General features: G+C 73.2%; 17 protein-coding genes. 8 read left to right on the forward strand and 9 right to left on the reverse strand.

Annotation, left to right across the window (positions count from 1 at the left end; genetic code table 11):
* Positions 1–2 precede the first annotated feature (2 nt).
* Positions 3–911 (forward strand): diacylglycerol kinase, encoded by a 909-nt coding sequence (locus E6R60_RS32025; protein WP_136330210.1) that lies wholly within the window; start codon positions 3–5, stop codon positions 909–911.
* Between the two features lie 44 nt (positions 912–955).
* On the forward strand, positions 956–3,790 hold the full coding sequence (locus E6R60_RS32030; protein ID WP_136330242.1) for a DEAD/DEAH box helicase: 2,835 nt from the start codon (positions 956–958) through the stop codon (positions 3,788–3,790).
* A 375-nt stretch (positions 3,791–4,165) separates the two neighbouring features.
* Here E6R60_RS32030 and atzF read toward each other — a convergent pair whose 3' ends face one another.
* From atzF to E6R60_RS32055, 4 genes are read right to left on the reverse strand one after another with little or no spacing between them, the layout of a single operon-like run.
* Positions 4,166–5,830: an allophanate hydrolase gene (atzF, locus tag E6R60_RS32040; RefSeq protein ID WP_136330212.1), complete on the reverse strand. Its 1,665-nt coding sequence runs from the start codon at positions 5,828–5,830 to the stop codon at positions 4,166–4,168.
* The gene (locus E6R60_RS32045; protein ID WP_136330213.1) at positions 5,830–9,375 is read right to left on the reverse strand and encodes a 5-oxoprolinase/urea amidolyase family protein; all 3,546 of its coding nucleotides are present in this window, start codon (positions 9,373–9,375) and stop codon (positions 5,830–5,832) included. Before E6R60_RS32045 ends, atzF begins: the two co-directional genes overlap by 1 nt.
* Positions 9,372–9,995 carry an urea amidolyase associated protein UAAP2 gene (locus E6R60_RS32050; protein ID WP_136330214.1) on the reverse strand — a complete coding sequence of 208 codons (624 nt, stop codon included), beginning with the start codon at positions 9,993–9,995 and terminating at the stop codon, positions 9,372–9,374. Before E6R60_RS32050 ends, E6R60_RS32045 begins: the two co-directional genes overlap by 4 nt.
* A complete protein-coding gene (locus E6R60_RS32055) occupies positions 9,992–10,810 on the reverse strand; it encodes an urea amidolyase associated protein UAAP1 (protein ID WP_136330215.1) in 819 nt (272 codons plus the stop codon). Before E6R60_RS32055 ends, E6R60_RS32050 begins: the two co-directional genes overlap by 4 nt.
* 156 nt (positions 10,811–10,966) lie before the next feature.
* Here E6R60_RS32055 and E6R60_RS32060 point away from each other — a divergent pair, with 156 nt between their 5' ends.
* A complete protein-coding gene (locus E6R60_RS32060; RefSeq protein ID WP_136330216.1) occupies positions 10,967–11,647 on the forward strand; it encodes a TetR/AcrR family transcriptional regulator in 681 nt (226 codons plus the stop codon).
* A 124-nt stretch (positions 11,648–11,771) separates the two neighbouring features.
* Here the strand turns inward: E6R60_RS32060 and E6R60_RS32065 are convergent, their stop codons facing one another.
* From E6R60_RS32065 to E6R60_RS32085, 5 genes are all read right to left on the reverse strand, one after another.
* The gene (locus tag E6R60_RS32065) at positions 11,772–12,218 is read right to left on the reverse strand and encodes an SPW repeat protein (protein ID WP_206309570.1); all 447 of its coding nucleotides are present in this window, start codon (positions 12,216–12,218) and stop codon (positions 11,772–11,774) included.
* Between the two features lie 133 nt (positions 12,219–12,351).
* The gene (locus tag E6R60_RS32070) at positions 12,352–13,374 is read right to left on the reverse strand and encodes an ADP-ribosylglycohydrolase family protein (protein WP_136330217.1); all 1,023 of its coding nucleotides are present in this window, start codon (positions 13,372–13,374) and stop codon (positions 12,352–12,354) included.
* Between the two features lie 4 nt (positions 13,375–13,378).
* Positions 13,379–14,914, reverse strand: a complete 1,536-nt coding sequence (locus E6R60_RS32075) for an amino acid permease (RefSeq protein WP_136330218.1) — start codon at positions 14,912–14,914, stop codon at positions 13,379–13,381.
* A 154-nt stretch (positions 14,915–15,068) separates the two neighbouring features.
* A complete protein-coding gene (locus tag E6R60_RS32080) occupies positions 15,069–15,719 on the reverse strand; it encodes a fasciclin domain-containing protein (RefSeq protein WP_136330244.1) in 651 nt (216 codons plus the stop codon).
* A gap of 107 nt (positions 15,720–15,826) precedes the next feature.
* Positions 15,827–17,464 carry a molybdopterin-dependent oxidoreductase gene (locus tag E6R60_RS32085; RefSeq protein WP_136330219.1) on the reverse strand — a complete coding sequence of 546 codons (1,638 nt, stop codon included), beginning with the start codon at positions 17,462–17,464 and terminating at the stop codon, positions 15,827–15,829.
* 166 nt (positions 17,465–17,630) lie between these two features.
* Here E6R60_RS32085 and E6R60_RS32090 point away from each other — a divergent pair, with 166 nt between their 5' ends.
* From E6R60_RS32090 to E6R60_RS32110, 5 genes are read left to right on the forward strand one after another with little or no spacing between them, the layout of a single operon-like run.
* The gene (locus tag E6R60_RS32090) at positions 17,631–18,905 is read left to right on the forward strand and encodes an FAD-dependent oxidoreductase (protein ID WP_136330220.1); all 1,275 of its coding nucleotides are present in this window, start codon (positions 17,631–17,633) and stop codon (positions 18,903–18,905) included.
* Positions 18,899–19,624 carry a DUF1365 domain-containing protein gene (locus tag E6R60_RS32095; protein ID WP_136330245.1) on the forward strand — a complete coding sequence of 242 codons (726 nt, stop codon included), beginning with the start codon at positions 18,899–18,901 and terminating at the stop codon, positions 19,622–19,624. The genes E6R60_RS32090 and E6R60_RS32095 overlap by 7 nt, the downstream gene beginning before the upstream one ends.
* Positions 19,621–20,910 carry a class I SAM-dependent methyltransferase gene (locus tag E6R60_RS32100; protein ID WP_136330221.1) on the forward strand — a complete coding sequence of 430 codons (1,290 nt, stop codon included), beginning with the start codon at positions 19,621–19,623 and terminating at the stop codon, positions 20,908–20,910. The genes E6R60_RS32095 and E6R60_RS32100 overlap by 4 nt, the downstream gene beginning before the upstream one ends.
* Entirely contained in the window at positions 20,907–21,086 is a 180-nt protein-coding gene (locus E6R60_RS32105; protein WP_136330222.1) for a hypothetical protein, read from the forward strand. Before E6R60_RS32100 ends, E6R60_RS32105 begins: the two co-directional genes overlap by 4 nt.
* A complete protein-coding gene (locus E6R60_RS32110) occupies positions 21,083–21,883 on the forward strand; it encodes a DUF1295 domain-containing protein (RefSeq protein WP_136330223.1) in 801 nt (266 codons plus the stop codon). Before E6R60_RS32105 ends, E6R60_RS32110 begins: the two co-directional genes overlap by 4 nt.
* Positions 21,884–21,903 lie beyond the last annotated feature (20 nt).

A 21,903-nucleotide genomic window follows, 5' to 3' on the forward strand; every position in this document is an offset into this window, starting at 1 on the left:
GGGTGACCAGCGAGATCACCCTTTTCGTCAATCCCACCGCGGGACGCGGCCGGGGCGCGCACGCCGCGCAGCCGGCCGCTTCCGCGTTGCGGGACGCCGGATTCTCCGTCCGTACGGTGCTCGGTGAGGACGCCGACGACGCCTTGCGGCGGGCGCGCGAGGCCGTGGCCGGGGGGACGGGCGCGCTGATAGCCGTCGGCGGGGACGGAATGATGTCCCTCGCCCTCCAGGCGGTCGCCGGGACCCTGACCCCGCTCGGAGTGGTAGCCGTCGGTACGGGCAACGACTTCGCCCGCGCTCTCGGCCTTCCGATACGGGACCCGGCCGCGGCGGGGCGCCTCGCCGCCGAGGCGCTCAAGGGCGGCGCCGTCCGCGAGATCGACCTCGGCCGGGTCGGGAACCGCTGGTTCGGGTCGGTGCTCGCCTCCGGCTTCGACTCGCGCGTCAACGACCGCGGCAACCGGATGCGGTGGATCGGCGGCCGGTTCAAGTACGACCTGGCGATCCTCGCCGAGCTCGCCGCCTTCCAGCCCCTCGCCTACCGCATCAGCCTGGACGGCGGACCGTTCCGGGAGATCGGGGCGACGCTCATCGCCGTCGGCAACGGATCGACCTACGGCGGCGGCATGCGGATCTGCGCGGACGCCGTCATGGACGACGGCCTCTTCGACGTGACCGTCGTCGGCGCATGCAGCCGCACCACCCTCCTCAAGGTGTTCCCCAGGGTCTACAAGGGGACGCACCTCACCCATCCCGCCGTCACCGTGCACCGGGTCTCCTCCCTCACGCTGGAGGCAGCCGGTGTCACCGCGTACGCGGACGGTGAACCGCTCGGCGCGCTGCCGCTGACCGCCACCTGCGTGCCGGGCGCGGTCCGGGTCCTGGGGGCGGCTCCTCCCGCGGGAAATTAAAGATCGCATCACTGTCAGAGGCGGCGGGTAGGCTCGTGGACAAGATGACAGAGGACCTCTCACCAGCTGAGCGATACCAGGCCTACCGGATCCGAGCCGCCGAGCAGGCGACCGCGCTCGGACCGTTCCGCGAGATGTACGAGTTCGATCTGGACCCCTACCAGATCGAGGCGTGCAAGGCGCTGGAGGCCGGCAAGGGCGTGCTCGTCGCCGCGCCGACGGGGTCGGGCAAGACCATCGTCGGCGAGTTCGCCGTGCACCTCGCTCTCGCCCAGGGCCGCAAGTGCTTCTACACCACGCCGATCAAGGCCCTGTCCAACCAGAAGTTCGCCGACCTGGTCAAGCGCTACGGCGCGGAGAAGGTCGGCCTGCTCACGGGGGACAACAGCGTCAACGCCGACGCGCCGGTGGTCGTCATGACCACCGAGGTGCTGCGGAACATGCTGTACGCGGGCTCCCAGGCGCTCAACGGACTCGGTCACGTGGTGATGGACGAGGTGCACTACCTCTCCGACCGCTTCCGGGGCGCCGTCTGGGAGGAAGTGATCATCCACCTCCCCGAATCCGTCACCCTGGTGTCGCTGTCGGCGACCGTGTCCAACGCGGAGGAGTTCGGCGACTGGCTGGACACCGTCCGGGGCGACACCCAGGTGATCGTCTCCGAGCACCGGCCCGTGCCACTGTGGCAGCACGTGCTGGCCGGCCGCCGGATGTACGACCTCTTCGAGGAGGAGAGCGACCACGGCGGCCGCGGGTCCGGGCGCCGGGAGGTCAACCCCGACCTGGTCCGGCTCGCCCGCATGGAGAACCAGCGCGGATACAACCCGCGCGAACGCCGCCGCGGAAAGATGGTGCGCGAGGCGGACCGCGAGCGCGAGCGGCGTGAGCGCAGCCGGATCTGGACACCGTCGCGGGCCGAGGTCATCGACCGGCTCGACGCCGAGGGGCTGCTGCCCGCGATCACCTTCATCTTCAGCCGGGCCGGCTGTGAGGCCGCCGTGCAGCAGTGTCTGCACGCCGGACTGCGGCTCAACGACGAGGACAAGCGCCGGCTGGTGCGGGAGATCGTCGAGCAGCGCACGGCGTCCATCCCCACCGAGGACCTGCACGTCCTCGGCTACTACGAATGGCTCGAAGGCCTGGAGCGGGGCATCGCCGCGCACCATGCCGGAATGCTGCCGACCTTCAAGGAGGTCGTCGAGGAGCTCTTCGTCCGCGGGCTCGTCAAGGCCGTCTTCGCGACGGAGACCCTCGCGCTCGGCATCAACATGCCCGCGCGCTCCGTGGTCCTGGAGAAGCTCGTCAAGTGGAACGGCGAACAGCACGCCGACATCACCCCCGGCGAGTACACCCAGCTGACCGGCCGGGCCGGCCGGCGGGGCATCGACGTCGAGGGCCACGCCGTGGTGCTCTGGCAGCGGGGCATGGACCCGGGCGCGCTGGCCGGACTCGCGGGCACGCGTACGTATCCGCTGCGCTCCAGCTTCCGGCCCTCGTACAACATGGCCGTCAACCTGGTCCACCAGTTCGGGCGGCACCGCTCGCGCGAACTGCTGGAGACCTCGTTCGCCCAGTTCCAGGCCGACCGCTCGGTGGTCGGGATCTCCCGCCAGGTCCAGAAGAACGAGGAGGGCCTGGAAGGCTACCGGGAGGGCATGACCTGCCACCTCGGCGACTTCGAGGAGTACGCGCGGCTGCGCCGCGACCTCAAGGACCGCGAGACGGAGCTCGCCAAGCAGGGCGCCTCGCAGCGGCGGGCCGCCGCCGCGGCGTCCCTGGAGAAGCTCAAGCCCGGTGACGTCATCCATGTGCCGACCGGCAAGTTCGCCGGTCTCGCGCTCGTCCTCGACCCGGGGCTGCCCGCCGGGCGGACCAACGGGCACGGGCACCGTGGGCTCGAATACCACGACGGTCCGCGGCCGTTGGTGCTGACGGCGGAGCGCCAGGTGAAGCGGCTGGCGTCGATCGACTTCCCGGTGCCGGTCGAGGCGCTGGACCGGATGCGGGTCCCGAAGTCGTTCAACCCGCGCTCGCCGCAGTCGCGCCGCGACCTGGCGTCCGCGCTGCGCACCAAGGCCGGGCACATCGTGCCGGACCGGCACCGCCGGGACCGGTCCGTCGCCGCCGACGACCGCGAGATCGCCCGCCTCCGGGCCGAGCTGCGCGCCCACCCCTGCCACGGGTGCGACGAGCGCGAGGACCACGCCCGGTGGGCCGAGCGGTATCACCGGCTGCAGCGGGACACGCAGCAGTTGGAGCGACGCATCGAGGGGCGGACGAACACGATCGCCCGCACCTTCGACCGGATCGTGGCCCTGCTCACCGAGCTCGACTATCTGCGGGGCAGCGAGGTCACCGAGCACGGGAAGCGGCTGGCCCGGCTGTACGGCGAGCTGGACCTGCTGGCGAGCGAATGCCTGCGGGCCCGGGTCTGGGAAGGCCTCAACCCCGCGGAGCTCGCGGCGTGCGTGTCGGCGCTGGTGTACGAGGCCCGGCAGGCCGATGACGCGGTGGCGCCGAAGCTGCCGTCCGGTCCGGCGAAGACCGCGATGGGCGAGATGGTCCGCATCTGGGGGCGCCTCGACGCCCTGGAGGAGGACTTCAAGATCAACCAGGCCGAGGGGGTCGGACAGCGCGAACCCGATCTCGGATTCGCCTGGGCGGTCTACATGTGGGCGTCCGGCCGGACGCTGGACGAGGTGCTGCGCGAGGCGGAGATGCCGGCGGGGGACTTCGTGCGGTGGTGCAAGCAGGTCATCGACGTGCTGGGCCAGGTAGCGGCGGCGGCGCCGCGTGAGGGCAGTTCGGTGGCGCGCAGTGCGCGGAAGGCGGTTGACGAGGTGCTGCGGGGCGTGGTGGCTTACAGCTCTGTGGGGTGAGGTGGGGGCGTAGCCCCCGGGTTTTGGGGTGGGCGGTGCGGTGCGCCGTGCCGTGCCGTGCTGTGGGGGTGGGCGCGGGTGTTTGGGCGGGGGCCGGCGCGCCTGCGGGTGGGGGGCGCCTGCGGCGGGCCCTGTCCCCTACCCGCCCCTTCCCGTAACCGGGGCTCCGCCCCGGACCCCGCTCCTCAAACGCCGGAGGGGCTGAGCGGGGTGCCCGTGGGCGGGGCGAAGTGGCCCAGGGCTGGGCGGGGTGCCCGCTGGAGGGGTGAGTGGCCCAGGGGGTGCGTGTGCCCGTGGGCGGGGCGAAGTGCCCCAGAGGTGCGTGGGTGCCCGAGGGCTGAGTGCCGGGCGCGGGTCGCAGGGTTCCTGAGCTGTCTAGAAGGTGGGGGCGCCCTCCTCGCGGCTTGATCTGTATGCGCGCCAGCCGCCGTATCGGGTGATGTCCTCCGCTCCCTCCACCGCGTACGGCTCGCAGAGGAAGCCCGCGGCCGTTGTGCCGTCCGACAGGTCCACCCGGCCCAGCACCATGGGGTGCGGCAGGGCTGCCGTGAGGGCGCCGAGGCCCGCGGCGGGGAGTTCCCAGATCTCCGTTTCGATGGCGGCGCCTGCCTCGTCCGTGCGGACCAGGCCCGGCTTGGGCGGTGCGGTCCTGAGGGCGTGCAGGCGGTAGACCGGGGCCGTCGTCGTGGTGCGGATCAGGCGGGCGCCCAGGGACAGGAGCTGGGGGTTGAGCGGCTCGCCGGTCAGGTGGGCGCCGGCGACCGCGAGGCGGACGGGCGGGGTCAGCAGGGCGGCGATCCGGGTCAGGCGTTCGTCCGTGTGGGCCGGGCCGATCAGCATCACGCCGAACGGCAGGCCCCCCACCTCGCCCGCGGGCGCGGCCACCGCGCACTGGTCGAAGAGGTTGGTGGAGTTGGTGAACCGGCCGAGCCGGGCGTTCGTCCCGAGCGGGTCGGCCGCCACCTCGGCGAGAGTGGGGTGGCCGGGCGTGGTGGGGAGCAGGAGCGCGTCCGCGTCGCCGAGTGCGGCCTCGGCCGCCGTACGGAGCCGGGCCAGCCGGTCCCGGTCCGCGAACAGCCGGTGGGCCGGGAGGTCCCGGGCCGCGCTGATGATGCCCGCCACCGTGGGGTCCAGGCCGGCGGGGCCGCTGTCGACGAACGCGCCCACCGCGGTGTAGCGCTCCGCGACGAACGCACCCTCGTAGAGCATGGCCGCCGCCTCCGTGAACGGCGTCAGGTCGACGGGCCGCAGGACGGCGCCGGCGGCCCGGAGGCGGACGGCCGCGGACGCGTGGGCCTCGGCCCAGCCGGCGTCCAGTTCGCCCAGCTGTTCGGCGCGGGGTACCGCGATCCGCCAGGGACCCGGGACGCGCGCGGGGACGGGGACGGGGCGGGTGGCGGGCGAGGACATCAGGGAGAGTGCCGTCTCCGCCTCGGGGAGGGTCCGGGCGAAGACCGTGACGCAGTCCAGGCTCGCGCAGGCGGGGACCACGCCGTCGGCCGGGACGAGACCGCGGGTCGGCTTCAGGCCCACGATGCCGTTGAAGGCCGCCGGGACCCGGCCGGAGCCCGCCGTGTCCGTCCCGAGGGCCAGGTCCGCGACGCCGAGCGCGACGGCGACCGCCGAACCCGAGCTGGAGCCGCCGCTGACGCGGTCCGGGTCGTGGGCGTTGCGGACCGCGCCGTACGGAGAGCGGGTGCCGACCAGGCCCGTGGCGAACTGGTCCAGGTTCGTCGTGCCGACGACCAGAGCCCCGGCGGCCCGCAGGCGCGCCACGACGGGGGCGTCCGCGGCGGGTTCGTAGGCGTACGACGGGCAGCCCGCCGTGGTCGGCAGGCCGGCCACGTCGATGTTGCCCTTCACGGCCAGCAGGCGGCCGGCCAGGGGCAGAAACTCTCCCGCTGCCAGACGGGCGTCGAGGGCGTGGGCCTCCTCCTCCAGGGCGGACTGCGGGCGCAGTCCGATCCAGATCTCCGGGCGGTCCACCGCTTCGATCCGCGCGTACGCGGCGCGGACCCGGGCCAGTGCGGGACGGGGCATCAGAGGTGTGCTCCTCGGTTCGTACGGGTGGGCGGCGCCAGGGTGACCAGAGCGGTGCCCGCTTCGACCTGGGCGCCCGGCCGGGTGAGGATGCGTTCCACCACGCCGTCCGCCGGGGCGTGCACCCGGGACTCCATCTTCATCGCCTCCAGTGCCAGCAGCGGCTGACCGGCCGTCACCGTGTCGCCCTCGGCCACGTCGAGCTGCCACACGGAGGCCGCGAACTCGGCCTCGATCAGACAACCGCCGGGCGGCACCGTCACCTCGGCTGCGGGCGGTGCCGGGGCGTCGGCCGCGTCGGCCCGGGCGAACTCGCCGGCGGCCTCCCACGCGTCCCGTTCACCGGCGAAGGCCGCGCCCTGGCGGGTACGGAACGCGGCGATCGACTCCGCGTTCCGGGCCAGGAACTCCTCGTACCGGGCAAACGAGAACTCGCCCTCCTCGATCCGGGGGACGAAGCGGCCGGAGAGGATGTCCGCGCGCAGCTCCAGAAGTTCGTCCGCCTCCACCGGGTACCACTTGATGCGGTCGAAGAAGCGCAGCAGCCACGGAGAACCCGGCTCGAAGGCGCCGCGTTGCTGCCAGCCCGACCAGACCTGGGTGGTGCGGCCGACGAACTGGTAGCCGCCCGGGCCCTCCATGCCGTAGACGCAGAGGTACGCGCCGCCGATGCCGACGGAGTTCTCCGCGGTCCACGTCCGGGCCGGGTTGTACTTGGTGGTCACCAGGCGGTGGCGCGGGTCCAGCGGGGTGGCCACCGGCGCGCCCAGGTACACGTCTCCCAGGCCCATCACCAGGTACTCCGCGTCGAACACCGTCCGGTAGACGTCGTCGACCGAGTCCAGGCCGTTGACCCGGCGGATGAACTCGATGTTCCACGGACACCACGGTGCGTCGTCGCGGACCCCCGCCATGTAGCGGGCGATGGCCTCACGGGTCGCCGGGTCGTCCCAGGAGAGGGGGAGGTGCACGGTTCGGGAGGGGACGGTCAGGGCGTCGGTGGGCGGCAGAGCGGCCTCGGTGTGGTGCAGCAGGTCCAGCAGTTCGCTCTGGGCGAGGACGGCGGGGTCCATCTGGATCTGGAGCGAGCGGATGCCCGGCGTCAGACCGGTGATGCCGGGAACGGCCGCCTCCGTCAACGCTTCCATGAGGGCGTGGACGCGCATGCGCAGGGCGAGGTCCAGGTGCATCGGCCCGTACTCGACCAGGACGTTGTCGTCGCCGCTGCGGCGGTAGGTGAGGACGTCGTCGCGGTACAGGATGCCGCCGTCGGTGATCTCCGGCCGGGGCTCGCCGGTCACCGTGACCGGCAGGAAGCGCACGGTGTCGCCTGGGCGCAGCTGGCCCAGTTTCCAGCGTTCGGCCGTCACCACCGTCGCCGGACAGACGAAACCGCCGAGCGAGGGGCCGTCGGGGCCCAGGAGCACCGGCATGTCGCCGGTGTAGTCGACCGCGCCCACGGAGTACGGCGTGTCATGGATGTTGGACGGGTGCAGCCCTGCCTCGCCGCCGTCCGCCCGGGCCCATCGCGGCTTCGGGCCGATCAGGCGGACCCCGGTGCGGGCCGAGTTGAAGTGGACCTTCCAGTCCGCCGCGTAGAAGTCGTGGATGTCCTCCTCGGTGAAGAACTCGGGCGCCGCGTGCGGGCCCTCGGCCGCGGCGATCTGCCAGCCGGCGGTGAAGCGGGGCCGCTCGGGCGGGGGCACGGGGCGGGCCCCGGGTGCGCGGCCGCCGCCGTGCAGGACGTCGCCCGTGCGCAGGGCCCGGCCGCCGTGCCCGCCGAAACCGCCGAGCGTGAACGTGGCCGCGCTGCCCAGGAACTCCGGGACGTCCAGGCCGCCGCCGGCGAAGAGGACGTAGGTGCGCAGCCCGTGCTCCGCCGGGGATCCGATCGCGAGCGCGGCGCCGGCCGGGACGGTCAGCGGCTCCCACTGCGGAACCGGCGAGCCGTCGAGGGTCACCGGAGCCGGCGCGCCCGTGACGCACACGGTCGTGGGGTGGGTGAAGCGGAGGGTGGGGCCCTGGAGGGTGCACTCCAGGCCGGGCGCCCCCGGGGCGTTGCCGAGGGCCGCGTTGCCCAGGCGGAAGGACAGGTCGTCCATGGGGCCCGACGGCGGCACGCCGACCTGCCAGTAGCCGGTGCGGCCCGGCCAGTCCTGCACGGTGGTGAGGGTGCCGCCGGCGACCACCTCGATGCGGGGCGTCGGGTCGTCGATCGTGGCGAGCGTGGCCGTGGAGTGCGTGGCGGTGCGGACCCGCTCGTCGGCCAGAGCGGCCCGGACCAGTCCGAGGTTGGTCTCGATGCCGTCGATACGGGTGGCGGCGAGCGCTGCGTCCAGCCGGGCCAGGGCCTCGGCGCGGTCGGCGCCGTGGGCGATGACCTTGGCCAGCATCGGGTCGTACGCCGTCGTCACCTCCGTGCCCGTCTCGATCCAGCCGTCCACCCGCAGCCCCTCGCCCCGGGGAAAGTCGACCCGGGTCAGCAGACCGGCACCGGGGCGGTGGTCCCGGCTCGGGTCCTCGGCGTAGACCCGGGCTTCCACGGCGTGGCCGCGGGGCTCGTCGGGACGGCGTACGACCGAGGTGTCGCCCTGGGCCAGGCGCAGCATCCACTCGACGAGGTCGACGCCGTGGATCTCCTCGGTGACCGGGTGCTCGACCTGGAGGCGGGTGTTGACCTCCAGGAAGTACGCCTCGGCGCGTGCGGCGTCGTACACGAACTCCACGGTTCCGGCCGAGCGGTAGCCGACCGAGGCGCACAGTTCCCGTGCGCTGTCGGTGAGTCGGGCGCGGATGGGAGCGGGGAGGCCGGGGGCCGGGGCCTCCTCCAGGACCTTCTGGTTGCGGCGCTGGAGGGAGCAGTCGCGGTCGCCGAACGTCACCACCGTGCCTCTCCCGTCGCCGAACACCTGCACCTCGACATGGCGGGCGTCCTCCACCAGGCGTTCCAGGAAGACACCGGCCGAGGAGAACGACGCGGCGGCGACCCGGTGCACCCGCTCCCAGGCGTCGGCGAGTTCCAGGGCCGACCGGCAGGCCGACATGCCGATTCCGCCGCCGCCGCCCGTGGCCTTCAGCATCACGGGATAGCCGACGCGCTCCGCCGCGGTCAGCGCCGACGGCAGGTCGGGGAGGAGCCCGGTCCCGGGGGCGAGCGGCACGCCCGCCGCCTCGGCCGCGGCGCGTGCGGTGTGCTTGGCGCCGAAGAGTTCCAGCTGGGCGGCGGTCGGGCCGACGAAGACGATCCCCGCGTCCTCGCAGCGCCGGGCGAACTCCGCGTCCTCCGAGAGGAATCCGTAACCGGGATGGATGGCTCCGGCGCCGGTGTCCTTGGCGGCCTTCAGCACGAGGTCGGCGTCCAGATAGGACTCCTTGGCGGGCGCCGGGCCCAGCCGTACCGCCTCGTCGGCGAGGCGGACGTGCGGAGCCGACCGGTCCGGGTCGGAGAACACGGCGACGGTGCGCAGGCCGAGGCGGTGGGCCGTACGGATGATGCGGACGGCGATCTCGCCGCGGTTGGCGATCAGCAGCGTGTCGAAGGTCATCGGGCCGTCCCGGTCACCGTGGCCTCGACCGCGGTGGGGTCGAAACCGTTGCAGGGGTTGTTGATCTGGGGGCAGTTGGAGATGAGTACGAGCACGTCCGTCTCGGCCCGCAGGGTGAGGCTCAGCCCCGGGGCGGAGATTCCGTCGACGATGCCGAGCGTGCCGTCCTGTTCCACGGGCACGTTCATGTACCAGTTGACGTTGGAGACCAGATCGCGCTTGCCGAGGCCGTGCCGGGCGCCCTCCGCGAGGAAGTTGTCCACGCAGGCGTGCTGCGACCAGGTGTGATGGCCGTAGCGCAGGGTGTTGGACTCCTTGGAGCAGGCGCCGCCGACCGTGTCGTGCCGGCCGCAGGTGTCGGCGGTGACCGTCATCAGCGGCGTGTGCTCGTTCGACATCAGCACGCTGCCGGTGGTGAGGAAGATGCCGCCCCCGGCCTGGATCGTGTCGGGCGCGCTGTAGCGGACCGCCGTGTCCTCGGCGTCGTACACCAGGAAGTCCACCGCCTGGTTGCCGTGCAGATCCGTGAGCGTGAGGTGCTCACCCGCCCGGACGGTCGTGGACCAGGCGGCGCGGGCGGGGATGACGGTCGTGGACAGGACCGTGGCGGTCGTGGTCATGCGAGCCCCCGGGCGGTGAGGAAGTCGAGTGTGTTCAGGAAGGCGCGGCGGCCCTCAGGGGTGGCGTCCCACAGCCCGTCGCCCGGGGCGGTCGGCCGTGCGCGCCAGGCCAGCACCTCCAGCGGCGTGCTGGTGTAGGCGGGGCGGGGGTCCAGCGGATGCGGGACGTTCGCGATCAGCACGGTCAGGTCCTGCTCGGCGCGCAGCGTCACGGAGGCGCCCGCACCGGCCGAGCCGGTGAACTCCGTGGTGCCGTCCTCCCGGATCCGTACGCCTTGGAAGAAGGAGAGCGACGGCGGCAGGTCCCGCGGCTCCAGGCCGTTCTTCAGCGCGGCGAGCTTCAGCAGCTCCCGGCCCGCGGGGGAGGAGGACTGGGGGGCGCCGGCGCCGTAGCGCTCGGTGTTCCGCCGCAGGGTGGAGGTGCCGCACAGGGCGTCGTGGCGGCCCGAGGAGTCGGCGGTCAGCGAGGCGAGGACCCGCCCCTGATCGGAGAGGAGGAGCCGCCCGGCGCCCGGATAGGCGTTCCACTGGACCTTCACGGTGTCCGCGGTGTTGAGCCGTTCCCAGGGCCGGCCGTCCACGTACAGCAGCAGATGCGCGCAGGCGTCGCCCGCGAGGTCGGTGAGCCGCAGCTCGGTGCCGCGCGCCAGCACGCGGTGCGTGTAGTTGCCGCCCGCGACCGTCTCGGCCCAGACCGGGGTGCCGGGGGTGGGGCCGGGCCAGTCGGTCGCGGGCACCACCGGCATGGACCCGGTGCGGGAGCCGCCCTGGGCGCGTGCGTGGTCCCGGGCCCCTTGTGTGGTCGCTGTGGCCATGGCTCAACCTCCGGCTCGACGTGGTGCCGACGCTTATTTCTGTCGCGCGACAGAAATTAGAACGCCGTGGAGTCGTGGCCATTGCCCCTGCGTTGCACGGGAGTTACCGAGTGCTCACCAAGATCGCGGCGGCCGCGGATGTGCGACGATCGGCCCATGTCCAGCACCTCAGATACCGGCGGGGGCCGCCGGGTCGGCCGGCCCCGCGCCACCCAGCGACCGGACAGCGGACTCTCCGCGCGGGAGGAACTCCTGGCGGCGGCGGCCGAGTTGTTCACCACCCGGGGGTACGCGGCGACCACCACCCGGGCCGTCGCCGAACGGGCGGGCATGCGCCAGGCGACGATGTACCACTACGTGGCGGGCAAGGAGGACCTGCTCGCGGCGCTCCTGGAGTCCACCGTCGCCCCGTCGCTCGCCCTCGCCGAGAAGCTGCTCGCGGACGGGGGGCGGCCGGCCGAGGACCGGCTGTGGGAACTGTGCCGGGCGGACGTGGCGCTGCTGTGCGGGGGGCCCTACAACCTGGGTGCGCTGTACGTCCTGCCGGAGGTGCGGGCCGAGCGGTTCGCGGACTTCCACCGTGTGCGGACGGCGCTGCGGTCCGCGTACGGGGAACTGGTGGCAGCCACCGGGGCGGGCGCGGCGCTCGGCGCGGACGAGGCGCGGCTCCGGACGGACCTCGTCTTCGGGCTCATCGAGGGCGTGATCCTGGTCCATCTTTCGGGCCCCGAGCGGGCGGTGGGACCCTTCGCGGCGGCGACGGCGGACGCGGCGCTGCGGATCGTGGGGGCGGATCGGGAGGGGCGGGGACCGGGGGCCGCCGTACCCCGCGCGTGATCGCTCCGGCGCGGCACGACCGCTTCGGCGCAGTCGTCGGCCGGGTCCGCTTCCTGGCGGCCCGGCCCACGGGGTGATCCCTCCTGCTGTGGGGTGGTCCTTCCTGTTGTGGGGGCGAACGGTTCTAGGCGCGGCCCCGGGTGCCGTTCTTCATGGACGCGCCCGCGCAGACCAGCCCCAGCAGGACGGCCAGGCCTCCGATGATCACGTTGTTCAGCACGACGCCCACGTCCGGGCTGCTGCCCACGACCCAGGGCGAGATGATCATCCAGACGCCGATGGCGCAGATGGCCCAGCTCAGGCCGTACATCCGTTGCGGCGTCACCGTGAAGCCCAGTCCCAGCACGGCGATCGCGATACCCATGATCAGGTTGTGGGTGACGAGGGAGGTCTGGGAGGCCGTGAAGTGCAGCACCCAGGGCGATACGGCGCAGTACAGACCCACCAGGAACACGGGTGCGTCCAGGAGCGGGACATCGCGGCCGCCCATCATCCGGTCGTAGCGGTCGCTCATTTCCGAGACATCCGGGTGTCCGGCCATGTCGTGGCCGGCGTGCGAGACGTTTGACATGAGTTCGTCTCCTTCGATCCTGCAGGCCTGGCCGACACGGTGGGTGAGAAGCGGCCTGCTCTGCCATTCTGCTCTTATTTATCCCTTATGTGTAGTTTCAAGGCAGTCGAATATCGGCAGAAACCGCATCGGCTCACCGGCCGTCCAGCCGTCCGGCCAGAGCGACCAGGTCCGGGGTACGCAGCACACGGTCCCCGTACCCCGGCAGCGGGACGTGCAGGGGGCCGGTCCAGCGTGAGGGGATCGCCCCGAACCCGTACACCGCACCGGTCAGCGCCCCGGTCACGGCCGCCACCGTGTCGGTGTCGCCGCCCACGTCGATCGCGGCGGCCAGCGCGTCCTCGTACGACCGTGTCGTGCGCAGCGCCCACAAAGCGGTGCCCAGACACGGCCAGACGGCGCCGTTGAACTCCGTCGCCCGGCCGGGATGCCAGCCGGGTGCGAGGACGGCGCTCCAGCGCTCCCGGTGATCCGGGTGGACGGCGGCCAGCGTGTCCGGGACGGCGGCGAGCGGGTCGGACCCGTTCAGCGCGACCCGGATCAGCTCGTGCAGCACGGCGGTGCCCTCCCAGGCCGCGCGGTCGCCGTGGGTGAGGGCGGCGATCCGGCGGGCGGCGTCCATGGTCACGGACCGCGCGTGCTCGTGCGGCTGCCCGGGGCGGCAGGGCAGTGCTTCCCCGTGCGGCTGCCCGGGCCGGGAGGCCGGGGCCCCGTCCGGCTGTCCGGGCCCGGCGAAGTACACGGCCGAGGTGGCGGCGCGCATCAGCGAACCGTTGCCCGCCGCCCGGCCGTTGATCTGGAAGTGGACCGCCGCCGCGAGGTCCCACGGGTCACCGCTGGTCAGGACGGATTCCGTCTGGAGACCGATGTCCTTCGGCTCCCCGGCCGCCCACCGCCGGAACCGGTCGAACACATCGGGCGGGTCGAACCCGTCGCGCTCCAGCAACGACTCCGCGACGAGCACGGCCATCTGTGTATCGTCCGTGGCCTCCCCCGGGTCCCAGCCGCCACCGCCGCACATCGTGCCGGCGCCGTCCGGGAAGCGGGCCGTGTAGACGCCGGCGGGCCCGAACTCGAACGGCGCGCCCAGCGCGTCGCCGACCGCCGACCCGACCACCGCACCCGCCGCCCGGTCCTGCCTGCTCAGGGAGATCATCCGGTCAGCGTACGAGGGGCGACCGCCGCGCGTACACGCGACAGAGGGCGCCCAGCGCCACCGTGGCCGCCAGGAAGAGCACCGTGAACCACTGGAAGTACCAGTGCCCGCCCGCCGGGTCGTACACCGCGGCGCGCGGCCAGGCCAGGTTGACCGTCATCACCACTCCGTAGACGAAGGCCAGCGCGTTGACCGGGAGGCCCCAACGCCCCAGCGAGAAGAGGGGGCGGCCCGTCTCGTCGTGGAGCGGGCCGGAGGCGGGGGAGAGGGGGAGGCGGCGCAGGCGGCGCAGCAGCATGGGGCCCGTGACCATCGCGTACGCCAGGTAGAGCATCGCGATGCACGTGGTGCCGATGGCCAGGAACGCCTCGGGGGACGCGAGATTGAGCAGCCCGAGCGCCGCGGCCGCCGCCCCGACGAACAGGGCGGGTGCGGCGGGCATCCCGGTGCGCGGGGAGACCTTCGCGAGCCGGGACGAGAAGGGCAGCACCCCGTCGCGCGCCATCGAGAACAGCATCCGGGAACCGGCCGTCTGGATGGCGAGCGTGGCCACCGCCACGGCCACCGCCACATCGGCGAGCAGCGCCCGGCCGACCCCGTCGCCGAGGCTGCTGGTCAGCACGTACGAGAGGCCCTCGGTGGCCAGCCGGCCGTCGGCCAGGTCGGGCGCGGCCAGGATGCCGGCGAGCACCAGCAGCCCGCCGAGCACCCCGGCCGAGGCCAGGGCGAGCAGGATCGTGCGCGGGGCTGTGCGGCGCGGGGAGCGGGTCTCCTCACTCATCTCGCCCGCGCTGTCGAAACCGATCAGGACGTAGGCGGCGGTGAACGAACCGATCAGCAGCGCCCCGAGCGCGCCGCCCTGCCCGCCGGTGTGCAGGGTGACGCCCGGGGTGCGTTCGGTGTGGGTGAGGAGGAGGACCAGGATGAGCACGGCCCCGATGATCTCGGCCGTCACCCCCACCCGGTTGACCGCCGACATGACCTTGTTGTCGAGCAGGTTCACCGTCGTGGTGAGGGCCAGGAGCACCACGGCGAGCAGCGCGGCGTTGGCGGCGCCCGTCGCCGTGGCGGGCGCCGGATCCCCGCCCACCAGCTGGAACCCGGACCAGATCGCCGGCAGCACCACCTGGAGCGCGAGCGCGGCGGCGGCGACCACGACGATCTGGCCGATCACCATGATCCAGCCGGCGAACCAGCCGAAGGCGGGCGTGCTCAGCCGGGTCGACCACTGGTAGACGGCCCCGGACAGCGGATAGCGGGCGGCGAGTTCGGCGAAGCACGCGGCCACCAGCAGCTGGCCCGCGAGGACGGCGGGCCAGGTCCAGAAGAAGGCGGCCCCGCCGAAGGAGAAGCCGAACGCGAAGAACTGGAAGACGGTCGTGAGAACCGAGATGAAGGAGAATCCGGCCGCGAACGAGGCGTACCGGCCCATCGAGCGGTGCAGCTCCTGGCGGTAGCCGAAACCGGCCAGGGAGACGTGGTCACCCTGGCCGGTTCCGGTGGCATCCGGTCGGACGTCCGTTGGTGCGGTGGCGGTCATGTCAGCCCCTGTCGCCGATTTCCTGTCGGGCGACAGAAATTAGGGACACGCTGTTTCCGGGGCGTGACGCGGCCGTGTCCGCGCGGGGCCGAAGTGCTCACTCCCGTCGGCGGGTTGCCGGGGTGCGCACGTGAAGCCCCGCGCGGGCGGTCCGCTACTGGGCGGGCATCAGGACGGTGTCGACGATGTAGACCGTCGCGTTGGCGGTCTGGACGTTGCCGCAGACGACCTTCGAGGAGTCGTTCACGGTGTACGCCATGTCCGAACCGGACGTCGTCAGTTCGCTCTTCGCCAGGGTGTCGAAGGACCCCTTCTCCAGCTGCTTCGGCGTCAGCCTCTGGCCGACCACGTGGTAGGTGAGGACCTTGGTGAGCGCGGCCTTGTCGGCGAGCAGCTTGTCCAGGTCGGCCTTCGGGACCTTGGCGAAGGCGTCGTTGGTGGGGGCGAACACCGTGATGTTCTGGGCGTTGTTGAGGGTGTCGACGAGACCCGCCTTCTTGACCGCGGTGACGAGCGTCGAGAGGGCCGGGTTGTTCGAGGCGGCTGTCGCGACCGGGTCCTTCGCCATGCCGTCGAACGAGCCCGCGCCGTCCTTCGGGACCGTCGAACAGGCCGGCCCGAAGGGCTTGTCCATGGGGGTCGTGTCGTCGGCGGGCGCGGAGGCCGCCTCCGAGGCCTTCGCCGAGGTCGCGGAGGAGCCGGACGCGCTGTCCTTGGAGTCGCTGGAGCAGGCCGTCAGGGCCAGCGGCAGGATGACCGCCGCCGAGAGGGCGACAGCGGCGCGGCGGGCGTGGGTGACCTTCATGATGTTCTCCTGGTGTGCATGGGTGACTGACATGTCACGCTCGGTAGTGGGTGCGAGGAAGGGGTGGTGAGGGGCTTTCCGTACGGAAGTCCGGTGGGGCGGTCGGCTCAGGACACGTCGACCACCACCGAGTGCCAGCCGGTCGCACCGTCGGGTACGGTGCCGACGCGCCGGCCGCTCTGGGTGGCGCCGGTGCGGTCCGTCGCGCGGACCTCGAGGGTGTGGCTGCCGGAGGTGGCCGGCCACTCCCACACCCACTGGCGCCAGGTGTCCCGGCTGTCCTCCGCCGCAAGCCGCGCGGTGTGCCACGGGCCGCCGTCCACCCGGACCTCGACCCGCTGGATGCCGCGGTGCTGGGCCCAGGCGACCCCGGCGACCGGGACCGTGCCGGCCTTCGGGGAGGCGAAGGGGCGGGGGGTGTCGATGCGGGACTCGGTCTTGACGGGAGCCTGCGCCGACCAGGACCGCTTGACCCAGTAGGCGTCGTAGTCGTCGAACGTGGTGAGCTCGATGTCCTTGATCCACTTGCAGGCCGACACGTAGCCGTACAGGCCGGGAACGACCATCCGGACCGGGAAGCCGTGGGCGAAGGGCAGCGGCTCCCCGTTCATGCCGAACGCGAGCAACGCGTCGCGTCCGTCCATGACGTCCTCGACCGGGGTGCCGATCGTCATGCCGTCCACCGAGCGCGCCACCAGCTGATCGGCGGGCCCGCCCCGGGACGGGGGCTTCACACCGGCTTCCCGCAGCAGATCGGCCAGCCGCACACCGATCCACCGGGCGTTGCCCACGTACGGTCCGCCCACTTCGTTGGAGACGCAGGTCAGGGTGATGTCGCGCTCGACGGTCTCCCGGCGCAGCAGGTCCTGGAGGCTGAGCGTCAGCGGCCTCTCCACCCCCTTGCCGTGCATCCTCAGCCGCCACTCGCCGGCATCCACGTGCGGCACGACCAGCGCCGTGTCCACCCGGTAGAAGCTCTTGTTCGGGGTGACGAACGGGCTCAGCCCCCGGATCCTCAGATCGGCGCCGGCGGGTACGGCCGGCGCCGCCGCCTCGGGCACGGGCAGGACCAGGTCCCGCCGTGAGGCGGCGGCCCCGGCCTGCACGGCGGAGGTGAGCCGCCGCCCCAGCAGGCCCGCGCCCGCCGAGACCGCCGCCACGGCGCTCGCCGCGACGACGAAGCGCCGCCGGTCGAAGGCGCCGTGGTCCGGCTCCGCGTCCCTACCGCCGGCCGCGGGGGAGGGACGCGGAACCGGGGCCAGCCATCCGGCCAGGAGATACAGCGCCCCCGCGGCCACCACGGCACCCACCAGCGAGGGCAGAGCGTCGGGCACCCGGCCCTCGGGCCGGCCGACCGCCGAGACCGCCCCGACCACCCCGAAGACCAGGACGGCCGCCGAGCCGAGAAGCCTGCGGTGCAGCGCCAGCACCCCGACCGCCATGGCGAAGACCGCCAGCAGGGCCAGGATTCCCAGCTGCAGAACCAGCTTGTCGTTCGTGCCGAAATGCCGGATGGCGAAGTCCTTCAGCGCCGGGGGAGTGCGGTCGATCACCGCACCGCCCACCGCCGCGACCGGCCCCGCCTCGGGACGGACGACCGCTGCCACGAGCTCGGCGACGGCCAGGGCACAGAATCCGGCGATCAGACCGCTGAGCGCGGCGAAGGCCGCACGTGCCCAGCGGGACCGCCGGGGCCCCTGGGCCCCTCTCCGCGTGTCGTTCTGATCTTCACTCACAACCGGCATTCGTTCCCCGGAGCCCGGCGGATTGGTCCGTCACTCGTCCGAATGAGATCGGGCCGGGGCCAATCCGCGGCGCGACCGGTAACGAACAACAGCCGAAAGGCATCGACGCTCCTCCGTGACGGAACGAGGAGCTGCCGGCGCCGGTGAGCCGAGGAGGGGCGCTGAATTGACGGGCAGAAGGCGACGCACAGCGGTCGTGGGGAGCGGGGTGGCGGGACTGACCGCCGCCCACATCCTGCGAAGGGCGCATGACGTGACGCTCTTCGAGGCGGACGACCGGGTGGGCGGCCACGCGCACACCCACGACCTGCCGGCCTCGGACGGCCGGATCCACCGCGTGGACTCCGGCTTCATCGTGCACAACCGGCGCACCTACCCGCATCTGCTGCGGCTCTTCGCGGAACTCGCCGTCCCCACGCAGGAGTCGGAGATGAGCATGTCCGTCCGGTGCGAGGGATGCGGCCTGGAGTACGCGGGGGCCCGCGGCCCGGCCGGTCTCCTCGCCCGCCCGGCATCGGTCCGCGACCCGGCGTACCTGCGCATGCTGGCCGCCGTCCCCCGCTTCCACCGGGCCGCCCGGCGCCTGCTCGCGGCCGGAGGGCCGGACGCGGACGCGCTGACGCTCGGCGGCTTCGCCGCCCGCAACCGGTTCTCCCCGTACTTCACCGCCCACTTCCTGACCCCCGTGGTCTCCGCGGTCTGGTCCTGCGACCCGGTGACCGCCCTGCGCTACCCCGCCCGCTACCTCTTCCGCTTCCTGGACCACCACGGGATGCTCGCGGTCGGCGGCTCCCCGCTGTGGCGGACCGTCACCGGCGGGTCGGGCACCTATGTCGAGCGGGTGACCAAGGGGCTCGCCGCCGTCCGGACCGCGACCCCCGTCCGTGCGGTGCGCCGCCACGCGGACGGCGTCGACGTCGTCACCGCCGACGACACCACGGAGCCGTTCGACTCCGTGGTCATCGCCACCCACCCCGACCAGGCGCTGCGCCTCCTGGCCGACCCGACCGCCGAGGAGTCCCGCACGCTGGGCGCCTTCCGCTACTCCAGGAACACCACCCTGCTGCACACCGACACCGGGCTGCTGCCGACGGCCCGCGGCGCCCGCGCGTCCTGGAACTACCTGATGCCGTCCTGCGCCGCCGACGCCGCCCACGTCACCGTCAGCTACGACATGAACCGGCTGCAGCGGCTCGACGCCCCCGAGACCTTCGTCGTCACCCTGAACGGCGCCGACCGGGTCGCCCCCGGTCTGGTCCGCGCCCGCATGGTCTACGAACACCCCGTCTTCACCCCCGAGTCGGTGGCGGCACAGGCCCGGCTGCCCGCCCTGTCCGGCCCCGTCACCGCCTACGCGGGGGCGTACCACGGCTGGGGTTTCCACGAGGACGGCTGCCGCTCGGGGGCACGGGCGGCAGCCGCGCTGGGGGTGGACTGGTGAACGCCCTCTACCCCTGCACGATCACGCACGTACGGACCGCTCCCGGCAGGTACGCCTTCCGGCACCGCACCTACCTCTGGCTGATCGACCCCGACGAGCCCCCGCCGCTGCCCCGTCCCCTGCGCCTGCTGGCCGGATTCGATGCACGCGATCACTTCGGCGGTACGGCCCCGACCATCCGGGCCGCCCTCGAGCGCTTCCTGACCGCCCACGGCATAGAACTGGCCGACGGATCCGTGCGGATGCTCACCCAGGCCCGAGTGCTGGGCCACGTCTTCAACCCGCTGACCGTCTACTGGTGCCGCCGCGCCGACGGCGCCCCGCTCTGCGCGGTCGCCGAAGTGCACAACACGTACGGCGAACGCCACTGCTATCTGCTGCGCCCGGACGCCTCGGGCCGTGCGGACACCGCCAAGGAGTTCTACGTGTCGCCGTTCTTCGCGGCCGACGGGGACTACCGGATGCGCCTGCCCGAGCCCGGGCCCCGGCTCGCGCTGACCGTCCATCTGGACAGGGGCGGCACCCGGCCGTTCACCGCCACCGTGCGAGGGGTGCGACGGCCGGCCACCCCCGGAGTGCTGCTCCGGCTCGCCGTCCGGCACCCCTGGTCCACGGCCGTCGTCTCCGCCGCCATCAGGCTGCACGGAATCCGCCTCCTGTCGCGCGGACTGCCCGTCCAGCCTCGTCCGCACCACCGCTCCCAGGAAGGAATGCAGTGAGTCTGTCCACGTCCCCCTCCCCGTCCCCCGCCTCACCGCCCGCGCACGGCCCCGCGGCCGTCGACCCCGGCCGCCGCGGCCCCGGCGCCCCGCGCCCGCCGCACGCCTCCCGGCTGCGGACCGCCGCCGCCGAACGGCTCGTCCGTCACGCGCTGGCCCGGCTCCCGCTGCGGGTGCGCCTGGCCACGGGTGAGGAACTCGGCCTCGGCGGCCCGTTGATGGACATCCGCGACCCCACGGCCTTCTTCCGCCGGATCGGGGCCGACGGCCTGATCGGCTTCGGCGAGTCGTACATGGCGCAGGAGTGGGACTCACCCGACCTGGTGGGGGCCCTGACGGTCCTCGCCGACCAGGTCGCCACCCTGATCCCACCGCCTCTCCAGCGGCTGCGCGGACTCTGGGCCCACCGCCGTCCCGCCGGACAGCTCGGCACGCAGGAGGGCGCCCGGGACAACATCAGCCACCACTACGACCTCTCCAACGAGCTGTTCGCGCTCTTCCTCGACGAAACGCTCACCTACTCGGCCGCCCTCTTCCGCGGCTTCCCCGCCGAGCCCGCCCTGCTGCCCGCCGCCCAGCACCGCAAGATCGACCGGCTGCTCGACCTCGCCGGAGTCGGTCCGGGAACCGAACTCCTGGAGATCGGCACCGGCTGGGGCGAGCTCGCGATACGCGCCGCCGCCCGGGGCGCCCGCGTCCTGTCCGTCACGCTCTCCCACGAGCAGCGGGAACTGGCCCGCCGGCGGATCAGGGACGCGGGACACGAGGACCGCGTCGAGGTCCGGCTCTGCGACTACCGGGACGTCGACGGGGAGTACGACGCCGTCGTCAGCGTGGAGATGATCGAAGCGGTCGGCGCGGAGTTCTGGCCCGTCTACTTCCGCACGCTGGACCGGCTGCTCGCCCCGGGCGGCCGGATCGCCCTGCAGGCCATCACGATGCCCGACGACCGGATGCGCGCCGGCCGGAACACCTTCACCTGGATCCAGAAGTACATCTTCCCCGGCGGACTCCTCCCCTCCACCGAGGCCATCGAAGAGGTCACGGCCGCGCACACCGCCCTGCGCGTCGAGCGCCGCGACGACTTCGGCACGCACTACGCCGAGACCCTGCGACTGTGGCGCGAACGGTTCACCGAACGGGCCGCCGAGGTCGAGGCGCTCGGCTTCGACGCCGTCTTCCGCCGTATGTGGACCTTCTACCTGGCCTACTCCGAAGCGGGTTTCCGCTCCGGCTACCTCCATGTGCAGCAGATGCTGCTGACCCGTCAGGAGCCGTCACGATGACACTCACCGGCAGCCACACCGCGGCCCCCGGTGCGGCGCAACGCCCCGGCCCCCTCGCCGAGCACCTGCCGGGCGGCGCACCCTCGGCCGGACTACGGGCACGGGACGGCGGTGAGACCGCGGCGGCCGGGATCCCGGCCGCCCGCTGCGGGCCGAGGGCCGGGCTCCCCGGATGAGCGGCTTCGCGTGGGCGGCGTTCGCGCAGGGCCTCGCGCCGTGCGCGGGCGCCGCCCTGGCCGTCATGCTCGCCACGTTCGCGGTCGGCCGGCACAAGGGCGTGCACCGCGTCGTGGACGTCGCCTGGGGACTGGCGTTCGCCGCCGTCGCCCTCGTCTCCTGCGTCATGGCGGCGGGGGACGGGGACGGTACCCGCCGTCTTCTGGTCACCGCGCTCACGGCGGTGTGGGGACTGCGTCTGGCCCGGCACATCGCACGGCGCGGCCGCGGCCACGGGGAGGACCCGCGGTACGAGGCGATGCTCGCCAAGGCGCCGGGCGACCGGGATCTCTACGCCCTGCGGAAGGTGTACCTGCTTCAGGGCGCCCTGGTCTGGGTGATCTCGCTCCCGGTGCAGGCGGCCGGGTACCTGACGGGGGAGGCCGGGGCGTGGACCTGGGCGGGTGCCGGACTGTGGGCCGTGGGCCTGGTCTTCGAGGGGGTGGGCGACCATCAGCTGGCGAGGTTCAAGGCCGATCCGGCCCACCGTGGAATGATCATGGACCGCGGGCTGTGGGCCTGGACCCGGCACCCGAACTACTTCGGCGACTTCTGCGTGTGGTGGGGCCTGTTCCTGATCGTCTGCCAGTCGCCGGGCGCGGCCGCCGCCACGCTGGTGTCGCCCGTGCTGATGAGCTTCCTGCTCATCGGCGGCAGCGGTAAGGCCCTCCTGGAACGGCACATGGCCGAGCGGCCGGGTTACGCCGCGTACAGGGCCGGGACCAGTGGCTTCTTCCCCCGCCCGCCGCGCGGGTGACCCTTGGGCCCGGCCCCGCC

This window comes from Streptomyces sp. A0642 (genome assembly GCF_004795105.1).
Classification (GTDB): domain Bacteria; phylum Actinomycetota; class Actinomycetes; order Streptomycetales; family Streptomycetaceae; genus Streptomyces.